Consider the following 16,519-nt stretch of genomic DNA (forward strand, 5'->3'; position numbering starts at 1 on the left):
CGGCGGCACTCAAAATTCGAACACTCCGCGATGCTATCCTCTCTTCGCCATGCCTAGCCTTCGCTTCCTCGTCCTGCTCTGCGTTACCGGAATCGCCGTCGCCCAGGAGCCATTCCTCTCCACCACACATTGGACCGCGGTTCGCAACGAGTCGAGCGGCGCCGCCCCTTACGAGAATCTTCGCTACCTGACCACCCTGCATCGCGTTCCGGCAACCACAGATTTCGATCAGGCCGCGCAATTCGTCCTGCAAAAAGCGCGCGAGTACGGACTCGCTGACGCCCGCAGTGAGCAGTTCCCCATCGACGGCACAAAAACTTACGGCCTCATGCGCTCCTATCTCGGCTGGAATGTGGAAGCCGGAACCTTGTGGGAGGAGAGCCCGCAGCATCTTCTACTTGGCGATTGGAAGACCGATCCGATTCGTCTCGCCGACTACAGCCACTCTGCCGACGTCACCACCGCCCTCGTCGATGTCGGCAACGGCACTCACGAAGAGGACTACCGCGATAAAGATGTGCGCGGCAAGATCGTTCTCGCCGATGGCGTACTCGCTCGCGTGCAGGCAATGGCTGTGATCGCCCGCGGAGCTGCGGGCATCGTCAGCGACATGCCCAATCAAACCACCGCCTGGTCCGGCCTCGATCCAACTCTCGTTCGCTGGGGACACCTCGACGCGCGTCAGCCTTCCGGCTTCGCGTTCATGGTCTCGCGCCAGACCGCGCAATGTCTGCGTACCCGATTGCAGGCCGGTGAAAAAATAACCCTGAAGGCCGAAGTGAAAGCCACGGTCGGCCCCGGCCACTGGACCGTCGTCACCGCCACCATCCCCGGCTCGGATCCCGCTGCCGGAGAAATCGTCTACAGCTGTCACCTCGACCACGAGCGTCCCGGCGCCAATGACAACGGCAGCGGATGCGTCACCATTCTCGAGTCCGCGCGCGTGTTGTCCCGCCTGATTGCATCCGGCGCTCTGCCGCGTCCACGCCGCACGCTGCGTTTCGTCTGGGGACCGGAAGTCGAAGGCACGATGGCCTTCCTCGCGACGCATCCTGAAATCAAGCAGCGCCTCCGCGCCAACATTCACATGGACATGGTGGGCGGCGACTATTTCCGCAACAAGTCTGTCTTTCACGTCACCGCCACGCCCTGGTCGCTGCCCAGTTTCGTGACCGACGTCGGCGCAACATTTCTCGACACGATCCGGACCGCCGCCACCGATTACGCCGGGAGTGCCGCGAGCCCTGAAGCCGCCGTTGTCGAAACTCGCACCAGCGAACAAGGCACGCGCAACGAATTCATCGCCGACGTCACGCCGTATTCCGCGGGCAGCGATCACGACGACTACGATTCCTCCACCATCGCCGCGCCTTCGCTCTATTTGCGCGACTGGCCTGACCTCTACATTCACACCGACCACGACAGCCTCGCGCAGATCGATCCCACAAAGCTGCGGCGTGTCGCTCTGTTGGGCGCAGCATCGGGCTACGTATACGCCAGCGTCGACGCCTCACAACTTCCGAAGCTGCTCCCGTTCCTCACCGCCGCTTCTGAAACTCGCCTCGCCCGAACTTTTCAAGACGCCCAGAAGCTTGTCGATGACCCCAATCTCGGAGTCGACGCCGCATGGTACGAAGCACGCAACCTCATCAACCAGTCACTCCACCGTGAGAATGCCGCGCTGCATTCACTAGTCGATCTCGCGGGCGGAACTGCTGGCTCTGAAGCAAACAACGTCAAAGCTCTCGCGACGCAAGCAACATCATTCAACGATTGGATCGACGCTCGAGCGAAACTTCGCGGAGCCAAGGGACCAGCACCCACCGCCGCCTGGCTTCAATCACCTGACGCACATCGCATCCCCGCGCGCATCGGAGACTTCGGACCTCTCACCTATCAGAACGACAACGTCCTCCTCGCGCGTCTCGGCAAAGAACGCTATGGGAAGATCAAACTCCTCAACAGCGAAGCCACTCCTTTACTGAACGCACAAGACCAGTCCGACCTCTACGCCTATGAGATCGTAAATTTCGTGGATGGCAAGCGAACCGCTGCAGAAATCCGCGACGCCGTCTCTGCCGAATATGGGCCTTTGCTTCTGAACCTCGTGACGGACTACCTGGAAGCATGCGCCGAAGCCAAAGTGATCCAATGGAAGTGATCGCGTAGCGCCGGCTGCCCCGCGGGATGTCGTGGCGCGTCCTCGCCCCCACATCTGGCAATCGGTGCTGGCGCAACGGCGCAAGCTCTCACGCCCCACGCGGCCTTTGCCTTATACTCCGGCAATGCGGCGAAATTTCCTGATCGTTTTTTACTTGTTGATCGCGTCCTACTTTGCAGTCGATGGTGCCTTTGCCCAGCCTAGTCCCGATTGGACCGAGCCGTTCCCGCCCTTTCGCATCGCCGGAAACCTGTACTACGTAGGCAGCAAGGGCCTCGCGAACTATCTCGTCACGACTCCGCAGGGAAACATTCTCATCAACAGCGATCTCGAAGCCAATGTTCCCCTGATCCAGGCGAGCATCGAAAAACTCGGCTTCAAATTCCAGGACACAAAGATTCTGGTCATCAGTCACGCCCACTGGGACCACGATGCGGGCAGCGCGCTGCTCAAAGAGAAGACTGGCGCCACGTACATGGTGATGGACGCCGATGTGCCCGTCGTCGAGTCCGGCGGCAAATCTGACTTCGCCTATGGCAACGTTGCTGCCAACCTCTACCGTCCCGCCAAGGTCGATCGCATACTCCACGACGGCGACGAAGTTCGGTTGGGCGATACCGTTCTCGTTGCCCACCTCACGCCCGGACACACCAAGGGCTGCACGACCTGGACGATGAAAGTGATGGAAAACAAAAAGACCTATGACGTGGTGATTGTCGGAAGCCCCAACGTGAATACCGGCTACAAGCTCATCGACAACGCGGCCTACCCGCAGATCGCCGCCGATTACGAACGCTCGTTTCGAGTTTTGAAATCCCTGCCAGCCGATATCTTTCTCGGCGCCCACGGCGCCTACTTCGGACTGGAAGAAAAATATCCTCTCCTGAAAGAAGGACACGCCAATCCCTTTGTCGATCCCACAGGCTACAAGCGCTTCGTTACTGAAAAAGAAAAAGACTTTCAGACAGAATTAGCCCGGCAAAAACTAGCTGCGAAGTAGTGGGGATAGTTCTGCCGCAGCATGCGCAGGCCAGCAAGCCGACGAGCATTCCTCCGTGCTCTTCGTGTCCTCCGTGGTAAAGCCCCTAGAAGTTGAGATCGCAGCAGGCCAGCAGTTACTTCCCAATACAAAACGTCCCAAAAATTAAATGCAGGATGTCATCCGAAGTCGTCGCCCCGGTGATCTCATCCAGCGGACGCAGCGCACTATAAAGATCGAGCAGCATCATTTCGTGCGGCACTCGGGCAGTGACCGCATTCCGAGCCGCTTCGAGCGCAGCCAGCGAATCGCCCACCAGTTTCTGATGCCGCACATTGGTAAGAAATCCGCTTTCAATCTGCGGACCAGCATCTCCTCCTACCCGTCGTAAGATTGCGGCGCGTAGCTCTGGGATGCCATCGCCTGTCAGCGCCGAAGTCCGGACGCGATCCAACTGAGAACCGGAAATTGGGAACTGAGAATTGCCTTTGTCCGATTTATTCTCCACCACGATTGCCGCCCGCCCCTCCACCTGCTTCAACAGCTCGCCATCTTCCTCGGACACCGCTTGCGTCGCATCGAGTACCACCAGCACCAGGTCTGCGTCGGCCAGCGCTTCCATCGATTTGCGAATGCCGATACTCTCCGCCTCATCCAGCGCCCGCCGGATTCCCGCCGTATCCACCAGTTCCACAGGAATTCCACCGATTGCCACCGTCTCGCTCACCAGGTCGCGCGTCGTGCCCGGTTGCGCCGTAACAATCGCGCGTTCCCGCTCCACCAGCCGGTTGAACAAACTCGACTTCCCTACATTCGGACGCCCCACAATGGCCAGCGTCAACCCCTCATGCACCAGCTGTCCATACGCAAAACTCGCCGCCAGTCCTTCCAGCGGCCGCCGCACATCAGCAATCTGATCGAGGATGGTCGCGTCCGGCGCAATCGAAATATCGTCCTCGGCGAAATCAATCCCCGCTTCGAGCAGCGCAATCAGTCCGACCAGTGTGTGCTTGATCGGCTTGATGCGCTTTGACAACGATCCTTCCAGCTGCTGCGCCGCCACTTTCGCCTGAAACAGCGTCTGTGAATCAATCAGATCCCGGACCGCCTCCGCCTGCGTCAAGTCCAGCCGCCCGTTAAGAAATGCCCGCATCGTGAACTCGCCCGGCTCTGCCAATCGCGCCCCGCCAGCCAGGCAAAGCTCGACAATATGCCGCAACACCACCGGCGACCCATGCGCTGAAATTTCAACAATGTCGTCAGTCGTATAAGAGTGCGGCTTCGCAAAGTAAGTAACCACCACTTCATCGATCCGTTGCTCTTGTAGAGCGGGCGCCCCCGCCCGCTGCTGTTGGTGTTGGTGTGGCCCTTGCTGTCCGCCCCTCTTGACCTCCCCAACGGAGCCTCCACTCAGAGTCTGCGCGGAAGTAGTAATTCTGCCGGCATTTTCGCGGGCGAGGGCGCCCGCGCCACATCTCTCCGGTTCCACCAATTCTCCAAATACGGCCCGCCCCGCTTCCAGCGGATGTTTCAACCGCAGCATCGGCTCGGCAATCGCCCGTGCCGCCGGACCAGCCAGCCGGACGACACCAATCCCGCCCCGCCCGGCAGGAGTCGCAATCGCCACGATTGTGTCGTCGAGATTCACAGCAACATTCTAGCCAGTGGTGGGGACACTCAGAGGCGGCATTTGGCCTTCATCACGGGTGCGCCTCCGATACACAAAGAAGCAATACAGCGCTGGCCCGCCGAGCGGCCAGAAGACATACAGAGCAACAAACCAGAAAGCACGAGCCAGCCAGTGCGACTGGTCAAAACCGAACCAGAAATAGAGCATCGCCACCCATAACAACGCCGTGGCTGCAATCCCCGGAATCCAGACCACAGTAAACAGCGCATCAGTCAGCGGCGGCAGCTTGTTCACATTCGCAAACAACTGTGCCGCCCGCGTGCCGAAGACCGTCCCCACGAAAATCAGGTTCAGGACGGCGCAAACCGTATAAACGCGCCGCGCCCTCCGGGACAGCATCCAGCTCCTCGTGATCGGCAGGATCAGCATCGCCCGGCAGATTACCACGCTCACCGTTTGCCGGATACGATGTTGCCCGTTTGCCCGCAGCCCGTGCCGTCATTTATACTTTTCGTTTGCCTTAGGGCAGTTGATTCAATCAGGGAGCAAGGATTTTTCATGCCGAAACGTACATTTCAACCCAACCGACGCAAGCGCGTAAAGGTACACGGGTTCCGCACCCGTATGAAGACCAAGAGCGGAGCCGCTGTCCTGTCGCGTCGCCGGGCCAAGGGACGCAAACGCGTCGCCGTGAAAGCGGGTTTCCGCGAGTAGTTTCCCCCGTAGCGCGGGCCAATAAGCCCGTCTTTTGTGCAGGATTATGAGTGTGTGAGCACCGACGCTCCGAACCGGAGTGGAGAGCAACGTGTCCAGCCAGCCGAAAGCAGTGCCGGGGCAGCATTCCCCCGCACCGCCCGGTTGCTGAAACACGCCGACTTCGAACGCGTCTACAAGCAGGGTCGCCGTCATTTTTCCTCCCACATGACCGTCTTTTACTTGCGGCAAACGGAGGGTGATGCGCGTACCGGATTCACCGTCGGTCGCGTTCTCGGAGGCGCCGTGCAGCGCAATCGCATCAAGCGCCGCATGCGTGACGCCGTCCGGCAACGGCGGACGATTCTCCAGGGCCCAGTCGACATCGTCATCAACCCGAAGAAGTCGGTATTGAAAGTCGAGTTCCCGATCCTGCTCGAGGAAGTGACCCGAGCGTTCGAATTGATTGCCCGCAAGCTGGCTGAGAACACGGCAGCCCAAAAGAAGACAGTCGAGAACTAGACCTCTCTACAGAACGTATCTAGGGAGACGGGTATCGAGTGTTGCATTTCTGAATGAAGAAGTTATGAAGACACTGGCACTCTGGACGCTGCGCTCGTACAAACAGTGGATTTCACCGCTGCTGCCGCCCTCGTGCCGCTACGTGCCGACCTGTTCCGAGTACGCCATCGAAGCCGTCGACCGGTTCGGAATCCTGCGTGGTGGTTTCATCGCGATCGCGAGATTACTGCGCTGCCACCCCTTTGTAAAAGGTGGATACGACCCAGTCCCGTCGGATTCTCAACCCGGACACTGGCATCATCACGCCCTGCAAACGACGAACGACGAACGACCAGCGACGTAAAAAGAAGAGACTCTATTGGCCGACTTTCAAAATCCGCAGCAGGAACCCGGAAACGAACGCAGACTTCTCATCGTCTTTGCGCTGACCTTCCTGGTCATCATGCTGTTCCAGCCGCTCCTGAAAAAATACGCGCCGCAACCGCCTGAGCCCAAGCCGGAAGCGACCCAGCCGCAGACGGTACAGACTTCGCCGGCTCAAACTCCATCAACGACCGGAGCCGCAGCCTCAGCATCCTCGGGTAGCGCGAAACCGGCAGCTACGCCGGTCAAGCAAGCCTCCGGTGAATCCGAAACCGTCATTGAGAACGACCTCTACCGCATTGTCTTCACCAATCGCGGCGGCATGGTTAAGTCCTGGGTCCTGAAAGATTACAAGGACAAACCCGAGGGTGGACCGCTCGAACTCGTCAACAAAGTGGCCGCCGATAAGTATGGCTACCCACTTTCGTTGTGGCTCTACGACGGGGGACTGCGCGACAAGGTGAACTCTGCCCTGTTTGTCCAATCTCAAACCCAACCCATTCTGCTCGGCGAGGAGTCCGCAAAGATTAGTGTTGATGCCAAAGGGCTTCAACAGGCCAGTCATGCCATTAGCGCTCCCGCGGAGATCAGCTTCGACTTTTCTGACGGCGACATCGCCGTCCACAAGACATTCAAGTTCGATCACAGCTATGTCGTCGACGTGCAGACCTCCGTCACCCAGAAGGGCGCGGTCGTCTCCGCGTTCCCCATGTGGCCAGAAGGATTCGGCGATCAAAATACCGGCGCCAACTATGCCGCCAGCCAGATTGCCTATCAGTACAACGGCAAAGTAGAACGGCTGGCCACCGGATGGTCCCTGTTCCCGGCGATCAAGATCATCGGCGGCAACACCGTTCCCGGACCGTTTCAGTGGGCCGCCGTCTCCGATCAGTACTTCGCCGCTGTCTTCCTTCCGCAGGATCCCCAGAACGCGGCACTAGTGACTCTCCGCAGTCCGCTCGAGATTCCTCACAATCCCTCTGACCCCAGCAACAAGCAGATAGATAAAGTGGACGTATTCGGAACCGCAGTCGGTAGCCTGAAAGGCGCAACCTCCGCCCGGCTCTATGTCGGCCCGAAAGCACTGCAGGTTCTGGAAAAAGTTCCCGCACCCGGAATTACTGGTGCCGACCCGGACCTGCGCTCCATCGTCGATTTCGGCTGGCTCGGTCTGATCGCGCGCCCTCTTTTCCTTTGGCTCAAGTGGACGCACGACCACATCATCGGCAACTGGGGATGGGCGATCGTTCTGCAAACGCTCATCATCAACCTGGCTCTGCTGCCGCTTCGTCTCTCGCAGATGAAGTCGATGCTCAAGATGCAGCGCATCGCGCCGCAGATCAAAGCGATCCAGGAAAAATACAAGAAGTACACCCTGCGCGATCCGCGCAAAGCAGAGATGAACACGGAAGTCGCCGCCCTCTACAAGAAAGAAGGCGTCAACCCCGCCGGCGGATGCTTGCCCCTGCTCATCCAGATGCCTTTCCTGTTTGCCTACTACCGCATGCTGGGTGTCGCCATCGACCTCCGCCACGCGCCCTGGGGATGGGTCCACGACTTGTCCGCGCCCGACCCGCACTATATTCTGCCGATCGCCATTGTTGTGACCATGTTCTTCATGCAGCGCATCACGCCGCAAGCCGGCATGGATCCCGCGCAGCAGAAGATGATGAATTTCTTCATGCCCGTGATGCTCGGCTACATCAGCTTGAACCTGGCCGCCGGGCTCTGCCTGTATTGGTCGATGGGCAACCTGATCAGCATGGTGCAGCAGTCCGTAATGAACCGCACCGAACTCGGCCGGGAAATGCGCGAGATGATGGAGAAGCGCGCGAGAAAGAAAGAGAAATAAGCTTCTAGCTACTGGCTTCTGGCTACTGGCTTCTTGTTTCTAGCTCTTAAGCTTTGTGGCGTCACGTTCGTGGCTCTTTAGATTTCTAGCTGGGCTGTTTAGATGTGTAGCTCTGTGGCCGGTGCAGCTCTTCAAGATTTCTGGCTCTGTGGCCGGTGCAGATCTGCGAGATTTCCAGCTCTGCGGCCGGTACAGCTCTTCAGATTTCGGACTCTGCGGGCCGGTGCAGCTCTTCGGATTTCCAGCTCTGCGGCTGTGCAGGAAACAGTGCGCCAACGGCGCTCCAGCCGCGAAGCGGCGGGGCAGGAAAGCCCGGCACGGAAGTGCCGGGTAAGTTGCCGCGAGAAGGTTGAGTCCTTTTAGGGACGGCACCCGTGGTGCGACGAAAGACTCCAGCCGCGAAGCGGCGGGACAGGAAAGCCCGGCACGGAAGTGCCGGGTAGGTTGCCGCGAGAAGGTTGAGTCCCTTTAGGGACGGCACCCGTAGTGCGAGGAAAGACTCCAGCCGCGAAGCGGCGAAATATTACAGCCCACGGCGCAAGCCGTGTGTAGCAACGCGAGATTGATCGAGCCCCGAAGGGGCGAAAGAATCTGTACAGGCCGAGAGCCAACTATGCCAATCGCCGACAAAGTCGCCGCCGCCAAGAAAATTGGAGAATTCCTCCAAGCCGTCATCACTCACGGCGGATTCAAACTCAAATACCGCATCACCGTCGATCCTCCCATCGCCGAACAGCGCGAATGGGAACATCCCGAAATCCTCGTCGAATTCGCCGGACCGGATTCCGCCCTGCTCCTCGAACGGGGAGGCGAACTCCTGCGCTCCTTCGAACTGCTGGGAACGGAAATCCTTCGCTTGCAAGGCAACGAGCACGAGAAGATTTGGTTCGACTGCAAAAACTTTCGCTCGCTGCGCATTGAGGAACTCCAGATGGCCGCTCGCACCGCCGCTGAAAAAGTTCGTCATACAGGTGAGCCCTATCGCTTTTCGCCGATGTCGTCGCGCGAGCGCCGCATGGTTCACCTCGCATTGCGCGAGGAAAAAGATTTGCGCACTGAGAGCGATGGCGAAGGCGGACGCCGCTGCGTAGTCGTCTATCCCGGAGACCACAAATCCACCGCCAGGCCCGAACGACCGGAACGCCGCCGCATCTCATGAATTCTCGGTAGAGACGAGGCAAGCCTCGTCTCTACACCACGGCCTTGAACGGAAACAATCACGTTACGTAACCAAGTTGCACCCTTTGCGCGGCAGTTATTTTCTCGCCACTTGACAGCGAGAAAAATTAGCGTTCCCATAGAGCGCTCACGTTGAAAATGTTTGTCAGCATCACCGACGCGACAATTTTTTTTATGCTAGTATGCCGTTCGTCTCCGTTGTAAATTTCACCAAGGCAACCAGTGGCTGCGAAAGCAAAAGCTGTTCTGCGGTAAAGAAGAATTCACAGTTAAAGATTTCGGATTTCTCCCGGGCGCGCCCTCACCGGACACCCGAGTTTTCTTAAAAAAAATGTCTGTTTCCAGTTCCGCCATCATCCCGAATCCGTGGGTGCGCATCCTCGATGCGCTCGAAAAGAAAATCAATCGGCACTCCTACGACACCTGGCTGAAGCCGACCCGCTATAGTCATGCCAGAGATGGAGTGCTCTTCATCCGTGTTCCCACCGCTGAATTCCGTAGCGTGGGCGACAAGTACGCCGACCTCATTCAGGAAGCCATCGACAATCTCGGCCTCGAATATCAGGATGTAAAGTTCGTGACTGCCGAAGACGATCCTTCGAACACGCCGATTCGCCACAACGGCGGCCTTTCAATGTCCGGCTCCGGATCACAGCCCCAGTCTGCCTCCACTTCCTTCCAGACTCAGGCCCGCTTTGACTGGGACAGCGCCGCGCAACTGAACCCGCGCTACACTTTCGACGCTTTCGTCATTGGCAGCGGCAACCAGTTTGCCCACGCCGCCTGCCAGGCTGTCGCCGAGCGCCCGTCCAAGGCTTACAACCCGCTCTTCCTGTACGGGGGCGTTGGCATGGGCAAGACCCACCTGATGCAGGCCATCGGACACGAAGTCAAAATGCGCACGCCGCAAGCGTCCATCTGCTACGTCTCCAGCGAGAAGTTCACCAACGAGATGATCAACTCGCTGCGCTACGACAAGATGACCAGCTTCCGCGACAAGTTCCGCAACGTGGACGTCCTGCTCATCGACGACATCCAGTTCCTCGCGCAGAAGGAACGCACGCAGGAAGAGTTCTTCCACACCTTCAACGCTCTGCACGAATCCATGAAGCAGATCGTGATCGCCAGCGACCGCCCGCCAAAAGAACTGGCGGAAGTAGAAGACCGCTTGCGCAGCCGCTTCGAGTGGGGACTGATCGCCGATATCCAGCCTCCCGACCTCGAGACCAAGGTTGCCATCCTGCAAAAGAAAGCCGAGCAGGAGAAGGTCACGCTGCCGACCGAAGTCGCGCTCTTCATCGCCTCCAACATCCGCTCGAACGTTCGCGAGTTGGAAGGCGCTCTGATCCGCCTGGTCGCGCACTCGTCCTTGATCGGCGCCGAGATCACTCTGCCCTACACCCAGCAGGTGCTGAAGAATTTCATCGACTCACAAGCACGTAGAGTGACCATTGAGTCCATCCAGAAGGCCGTAGCGGAACAGTTCGGTCTGCGCCTGGTTGAGATCAAGGCAAAAAACAATTCGCGCTCGATCGTCTACCCACGGCAGATTGCGATGTACCTTTCCAAGCATCTGACCGAAGCTTCGCTCCCCGAGATCGGACGCCAGTTCGGCGGTAAGCACCACACCACCGTTCTGCACTCGGTCGACAAGATCGAAGAAGTCCGCAAAGGCGATAAAGATTTAAACAGGCTGCTCAATAAATTGACCGAGCAGTTGGGCGCATGAATCGCGGTTTCCACCAGTTTTTCCACCTAACGGTCCATTCTTCCTGCCCTCGGGCAGTGGATCGTCTGTGGAACCTGTGCCAGACTGGAACGGAACTTCGGAAACAGTCTTTTCTTAGTGTGATCTCCGGCGTCCAGCCGCCCGATTTTTCACACGAAGGGTTGTCACCGATCTGATTGCAGCAGCAGGAGGTGGACTCTTTTTCCACTTCTCCGGCCTACCTGCTGTTACTGCTGGTTTTATCGGTTATGCTTTTGATATAAGGAAGTAACAGAAGTAGCAGTCGGGAGAGTCATTATGCCGGTGGACGTAGCCCCTGTCGTGGCCACAGCGACAACGACCATGGAAATCACCATCAGCAAATTTGAGTTGCTGCGTGAGCTGACCGCAACCCAGGGCGTCGTGGAGCGCAAGACTACGATCCCCATTCTCTCCAACTACCTCTTCGAAGCCGCCGCGGACAAACTGCAACTCACCGCCACCGATCTCGACCTGAGCCTGCGCACCGCCTGTAACGCGAAAGTAAAAAAAGAAGGCGCCTGCACCATCCCCGCGCGCAAGCTTTACGACTACGTAAAACTTCTTCCCGACGCCGACATCACCATCAAACTGCTCGAGAATCACTGGGTCAGCATCCGCTGTGGACGATCCAATACGAAAATGGTCGGCATGGCGCGCTCGAATTTTCCCGCGCTGCCCGTATTTCCGACTGCCGGCGTCATCAAGATTCCGACTGCGGTCCTGCGCTCCATGATCTCCAAGACCGGATTCGCCATCGCCCATGAAGAATCGCGCTACACCCTGAACGGCGCGCTCATGGTGCTGAAGAGCGAATCGATCACCATGGTCGCGACCGACGGACATCGCTTAGCCCACATCGAGCGTGCCGGAGAAAAATTCGACGGCGTCTCCGGTGAAATGAAAACGCTCATCCCGAAAAAGGCGATGGACGAACTCAAGACTCTGCTCGACTCCACCGACGCCGAGACCATCGATTTCGCGAAAGACGAATCAACCCTGTATTTCCGCGTGGGCCAGCGCCTGCTTACCTCGCGCCAGCTCACGGGACAATTCCCCAACTACGAAGCCGTCCTGCCGAAGGAAATCACCAAGTCCATCAGCGTGCCCGGCGCCGAACTCGGAGCCGCCATCTCCCGCGTCGCCCAGTTTGCCGACGAACGCTCCCATGCCGTCCGCCTGCGCCTGGAAAAAGATGAGCTGAAACTCTCGGCATCATCCACCGACTCCGGCGAGTCGGAGGATTCCATTGAAGTCGCCTACGCCGGCGACCCCGTGACCATCGGCTTCAACGCCCAATATCTGATCGACTTCATCAAGGCCACCGGCTCCACCGAAGTAAAACTGGAATTGAAAGACGCCCAGTCCGCCGGCCAGTTCCGCCCCGCCGAAGGCGACGACTACAAGTACCGCTACATCGTCATGCCGATGCGGATCTGAGACCGTTCGACTGACATCGGATCCGGCAAGAATATCAAGAGGGGAGAAGGGATTCGGTCCCTCCTCCCCTTTGTTTTTCTGCCTCAAACGCGCGGGATAGATAGCGGCCTAACATCGCCAATTGGCTTGACCAACTCTCCGCTCGCAAGTTACATTTGGCGCCGAATTCTATTTAGGAGGCACCCTATGCTTTCAGGCTTTAAGCAATTCATTCTGCGCGGCAACGTAGTAGATCTGGCAGTCGGCGTCGTGATCGGCGCTGCTTTTGGCGGAGTGGTCACCGCTCTGGTCAAATCTCTGATCGAGCCGCTCATTGCCCTTCTCGTAGGCAAGCCCGATTTCACCGCGATCACCTTTACCGTCGGCACCACCGTCTTCCCGATCGGCGCGTTCATCACCGCCCTTGTGAATTTCCTGTTGGTCGCCGCCGCGATTTACTTCTTCGTCGTGACTCCGATCAACGCCCTGATCGCCCGTACGCGCAAAGATCCAGCGCCGGCCGATCCGACCACCAAGAAGTGCCCGGAATGCCTGAGCGAGATTCCCCTCGACGCCCGCCGCTGTGCCCATTGCTCACAGCCGGTGGCAAGCCGAGCAGCCTAACGCCCGTCAGGGGATGTTTCTCGATCGTGGTGCGAGTGCCAAGCGGGTTTTGACTTAAGTGGAAGAGCGGCCCTTCAGGGTCGCGTTAGGATTCCAATAACAAGGGCCTTCAGGCCCCGAGATCATCGGGGCTTGCAGCGCCCCATCCCCCCGCCCTTGGCGAAATCGCCCAATTTCCTGTAAAATCACTCTTTACCTGTCAAGCGGCATCAAGCCCCAAAAGGATTCAGGAGTTATGGCACGAGTCTGTGAAATCTGCGGCAAGGGGCCGCAGTTCGGAAACAACATCAGCCACGCCCACAACGTGACCAAACGGCGCTGGAACGTCAATCTGCGCCCCGTTCATGCCAAGGTTGGCGCCGCCACCAAGCGGATGCGCGTGTGCACGTCCTGCTTGCGTAGCGGTAAAGTCGTCAAGGCGTAAGTTGTAGCCTGGTTCGATTTCCACCCCTTAATTCAGTGGAACTGTCATCCCGACCCTGAGCTTGCCGAAGGGCCAGGGATCCGCATTTCCTCGCCCGGGAGCGAGCTGCGCTAGCGCACGCTCACCAGCACCACGTCAAAGATCAGCGTCGCATCCGGCGGAATCAGCCCGGGATATCCCTTCGGACCATATGCCAGGTTCCCCGGAATCCGCAGCTGCCGCTTCCCGCCGACTTTCATTCCGGCAACGCCTTCGTCCCAACCCTTGATGACCTGCCCGGCGCCAATCAAGAAATCAAATGGACGTCCCGTCCCCACCGAGCTATCGAACTTTTTCCCGCTCGTTAGCCAGCCCGTGTAGTCGACCTTCACATGCTGGCCGCTATGCGCCTCAGCGCCTGTGCCTGCCTTGATGTCCCAGTACTGGAGTCCACTCGCCGTCTTGACCCCGTCTCCCATAACCTTCGTCGGCCCCGCCGCAGGACGCGCCACCGGCCGGTGCACCGCCGGCTTACTCGCCGTCGGTTTGCTCGCCGTTGTAGGAGCCTTCTTGGTTGTAGTTCCCGTCTGCGCGAAAGCAAAAGTTGCCATCCCGAATAGAACCGCCACCACAAATGTTTTCATGATCTCTTCTCCGACTTCCGAGTTTGAAACCTCTGCAATCCGACCTCTAACCTCTGACCTTAAACCAGCGCGATCACATCGATCTCGACCAGCACATCTTTCGGAAGCCGCGCCGCCTCCACCGTCGTACGCGCCGGGAAAGCAGCGGTGAAATAACGACCATACACTTCATTCATTGCCGCGAAGTCTCCCATATTCTTCAGGAAGACCGTGCACCGGACCGCCTTATCCAGACTGGTGCCCGCCGCCTTGAGCAGCCCGGCAAGGTTCTTGAAGACACGCTCCGTTTGCACCGAGACGTCTCCCGCAACCACTTGTTGAGTCGCTGGATCGATCGCCACCTGGCCGGACGTAAATACAAATCCATTGGCTCGAATCGCCTGCGAATAAGGACCGATCGCCTTGGGAGCCTGATCGGTAGCAATCACATCACGCATAAATCCTCCCGACGCAGAAGTAGCGTCGCTTTCTTCGACAAAAATCAATCCCCAGGCACGAAGTGAGATTAACGCAGATTCCCCAAACCGAAGTCAACCAATCCCCTCACTTCAGCCTCCCTTAGTGAACCTTCGTGAAACCTCAGTGTCCTTCGTGGTAGAGCCTTTGAATTTAAACGGGCCTTCCTTACCGGTGCGCCTCCAGCCATGACTGCAAAATCAGCGTCGCCGCCATCCGGTCCACCGCCTTGGCCCGCTTCTCAATCGAGAGATCTGTTTCCCGCAACAGCCGGTTCGCTTCCGTCGACGTCCACCGCTCGTCCCACAAGTGGACCGTGACCCCCAGGTGGTGCCGCAAATCGTCGGCGAAGACGCGCATCTTTTCCGACTGCGTCCCTTCCGCTCCACTCAACCGCAGCGGCAGTCCAACCACCACTTCCTCGATCTGATACTTGGCCAGCAGCCGCCGCAGCACTTCGAGATCCGTGCGCTTATTCTTCCGCTGGATCGTATCGATTCCCTGCGCCGTGATTCCCAACTGGTCCGAGACCGCCACCCCAATACGCCGCGCGCCCACGTCGAGAGCCATGATGCGAGTGCGCAAGACGGAATCGGTCATAAGGCATTGTAAATTGCATCCCGCTGGAGACCGGCGATTTCAATAGCCGCGCCCACAGTTTCCTGATCGCCCTTCGCAATCCGTTCGTGCAAAACTTCGCACAGTCAGGCAGAATGATGCCCGGCGCGCAATGGACTCCGTCGACACACACCGCAGGCATCACTGGTCGCTGACGCTGCTCGGCATCGGCCTGATCATCGTGTTCGCCTACTACGGAGAATCCGTTCTGGCCGTGATGTTCTTCTCCATCCTCCTGACATTCATTCTGGATCCGCTCGTCGAACTCTTCAGCATCCATCTGCGTCTTCCGCGCGCTCTCGGCTCGCTGACGGCCGTCCTCATCCTGCTCGCGATCCTGTACGGAATTTCTTATGCCTCCTACAGCCGCGCTGTCGCCTTTGTTGACTCCGTGCCGCAGTATTCCCAGAAAATTCGCTCGATGCTGAAGCCCTTTCGCCAGCAGGCCGAGAAATTGGAGAAGACGCAGGAAGCCGTTGGCGAGCCCGAACCAACCAACGTGCTCGCCGTGCGGCAGGTCACCAGCTGGGCCGATATGCTCACGCACGGCGTCAGTACGCTGACCGAAGTCCTGCTCGCGGCTTCGTTCGTTCCGTTTCTTGCTTATTTTCTGTTGACCTGGAAGCATCACGCGCGTTCCGCGACCGTCATGCTCTTTCCACTCGAGCATCGCCACACCGCGTACGTCACGCTCGGCCTGATCGGCAAGATGTTGCAGAGCTTCATCGTCGGTAATCTCCTGATTGGCCTGCTCATCTCCGGCATCAGCGTCATCATTTTCTGGCTGCTCGGAGTTCCGTTCTTCTATTTCATCGGATTCGCCAGCGGCTTCCTCAGCCTCGTGCCTTATTTGGGCCTGGTTCTCGCGATGGTGCCTCCCATCCTCGTTGGCCTCGGACAACTCGATGCCAGCGACTTGTTGGCAGTAGTCTTCGTCGTCATCCTCCTCCATCTGTTCGCCCTGAATGTCCTGTATCCAAAAATGCTAGGCGCTCGCCTCAAGCTCAACCCTCTGGCGGTCACCATCGCACTCCTTTTCTGGGGATGGATCTGGGGCGCCATCGGATTAGTTCTCGCCATTCCCATCACTGGAGCACTGAAGATCATCTTCGACCACGTGGAATCCATGAAAGCTTTCGCAGCATGGCTCGGCGAATAAGCCCTCGCGCCGATTACCAGTAACGTAGATTGCCGGCTGCACCTGACATCCAACTGATTACTCCGAGTGA

The 16,519-nt window shown here is 58.3% G+C and carries 17 protein-coding genes; 12 read left to right on the forward strand and 5 right to left on the reverse strand.

Going from position 1 to position 16,519, the window contains the following annotated elements:
• Positions 1–49 precede the first annotated feature (49 nt).
• Together HY010_12375 and bla are read left to right on the forward strand one after the other, a co-directional pair.
• Entirely contained in the window at positions 50–2,161 is a 2,112-nt protein-coding gene (locus HY010_12375) for a M28 family peptidase (GenBank protein ID MBI3476520.1), read from the forward strand.
• A 124-nt stretch (positions 2,162–2,285) separates the two neighbouring features.
• Entirely contained in the window at positions 2,286–3,161 is an 876-nt protein-coding gene (gene bla / locus HY010_12380; GenBank protein ID MBI3476521.1) for a subclass B3 metallo-beta-lactamase, read from the forward strand.
• 115 nt (positions 3,162–3,276) lie between these two features.
• Here bla and mnmE read toward each other — a convergent pair whose 3' ends face one another.
• Together mnmE and HY010_12390 are read right to left on the reverse strand one after the other, a co-directional pair.
• Positions 3,277–4,788, reverse strand: coding sequence for a tRNA uridine-5-carboxymethylaminomethyl(34) synthesis GTPase MnmE (gene mnmE / locus HY010_12385; GenBank protein MBI3476522.1), 1,512 nt, complete (start codon positions 4,786–4,788; stop codon positions 3,277–3,279).
• Positions 4,789–4,797: 9 nt separating this feature from the next.
• Positions 4,798–5,169 (reverse strand): hypothetical protein, encoded by a 372-nt coding sequence (locus HY010_12390; protein ID MBI3476523.1) that lies wholly within the window; start codon positions 5,167–5,169, stop codon positions 4,798–4,800.
• Between the two features lie 159 nt (positions 5,170–5,328).
• Here HY010_12390 and rpmH point away from each other — a divergent pair, with 159 nt between their 5' ends.
• From rpmH to HY010_12435, 9 genes are all read left to right on the forward strand, one after another.
• The gene (gene rpmH, locus HY010_12395; GenBank protein MBI3476524.1) at positions 5,329–5,484 is read left to right on the forward strand and encodes a 50S ribosomal protein L34; all 156 of its coding nucleotides are present in this window, start codon (positions 5,329–5,331) and stop codon (positions 5,482–5,484) included.
• A gap of 54 nt (positions 5,485–5,538) precedes the next feature.
• Entirely contained in the window at positions 5,539–5,985 is a 447-nt protein-coding gene (gene rnpA / locus HY010_12400; GenBank protein MBI3476525.1) for a ribonuclease P protein component, read from the forward strand.
• Positions 5,986–6,049: 64 nt separating this feature from the next.
• Positions 6,050–6,328 (forward strand): membrane protein insertion efficiency factor YidD, encoded by a 279-nt coding sequence (yidD, locus tag HY010_12405; protein MBI3476526.1) that lies wholly within the window; start codon positions 6,050–6,052, stop codon positions 6,326–6,328.
• A gap of 15 nt (positions 6,329–6,343) precedes the next feature.
• Complete coding sequence (yidC, locus tag HY010_12410; GenBank protein MBI3476527.1) at positions 6,344–8,200, forward strand: membrane protein insertase YidC; 1,857 nt, start codon at positions 6,344–6,346, stop codon at positions 8,198–8,200.
• Positions 8,201–8,813: 613 nt separating this feature from the next.
• Positions 8,814–9,359 carry a single-stranded DNA-binding protein gene (locus HY010_12415; GenBank protein ID MBI3476528.1) on the forward strand — a complete coding sequence of 182 codons (546 nt, stop codon included), beginning with the start codon at positions 8,814–8,816 and terminating at the stop codon, positions 9,357–9,359.
• Between the two features lie 351 nt (positions 9,360–9,710).
• On the forward strand, positions 9,711–11,108 hold the full coding sequence (gene dnaA / locus HY010_12420) for a chromosomal replication initiator protein DnaA (protein MBI3476529.1): 1,398 nt from the start codon (positions 9,711–9,713) through the stop codon (positions 11,106–11,108).
• A gap of 342 nt (positions 11,109–11,450) precedes the next feature.
• Positions 11,451–12,566: a DNA polymerase III subunit beta gene (locus HY010_12425; GenBank protein ID MBI3476530.1), complete on the forward strand. Its 1,116-nt coding sequence runs from the start codon at positions 11,451–11,453 to the stop codon at positions 12,564–12,566.
• A 186-nt stretch (positions 12,567–12,752) separates the two neighbouring features.
• Positions 12,753–13,169: a large conductance mechanosensitive channel protein MscL gene (mscL, locus tag HY010_12430; protein ID MBI3476531.1), complete on the forward strand. Its 417-nt coding sequence runs from the start codon at positions 12,753–12,755 to the stop codon at positions 13,167–13,169.
• Between the two features lie 235 nt (positions 13,170–13,404).
• Positions 13,405–13,593 (forward strand): 50S ribosomal protein L28, encoded by a 189-nt coding sequence (locus HY010_12435; GenBank protein MBI3476532.1) that lies wholly within the window; start codon positions 13,405–13,407, stop codon positions 13,591–13,593.
• Between the two features lie 110 nt (positions 13,594–13,703).
• On the opposite strand, the gene HY010_12440 is transcribed toward HY010_12435, so the two are convergent.
• The 3 genes from HY010_12440 to ruvX form a co-directional block, all read right to left on the reverse strand.
• On the reverse strand, positions 13,704–14,051 hold the full coding sequence (locus HY010_12440; GenBank protein ID MBI3476533.1) for an FKBP-type peptidyl-prolyl cis-trans isomerase: 348 nt from the start codon (positions 14,049–14,051) through the stop codon (positions 13,704–13,706).
• 224 nt (positions 14,052–14,275) lie between these two features.
• Positions 14,276–14,653, reverse strand: a complete 378-nt coding sequence (locus HY010_12445; protein ID MBI3476534.1) for a RidA family protein — start codon at positions 14,651–14,653, stop codon at positions 14,276–14,278.
• Between the two features lie 187 nt (positions 14,654–14,840).
• The gene (ruvX, locus tag HY010_12450; GenBank protein MBI3476535.1) at positions 14,841–15,272 is read right to left on the reverse strand and encodes a Holliday junction resolvase RuvX; all 432 of its coding nucleotides are present in this window, start codon (positions 15,270–15,272) and stop codon (positions 14,841–14,843) included.
• Positions 15,273–15,402: 130 nt separating this feature from the next.
• Between ruvX and HY010_12455 the strand changes: the two genes are divergently transcribed.
• Positions 15,403–16,449 carry an AI-2E family transporter gene (locus HY010_12455; protein MBI3476536.1) on the forward strand — a complete coding sequence of 349 codons (1,047 nt, stop codon included), beginning with the start codon at positions 15,403–15,405 and terminating at the stop codon, positions 16,447–16,449.
• Positions 16,450–16,519: the final 70 nt, after the last annotated feature.

The organism is Acidobacteriota bacterium (genome assembly GCA_016196065.1).
GTDB lineage: Bacteria > Acidobacteriota > Terriglobia > Terriglobales > Acidobacteriaceae > Acidiflorens.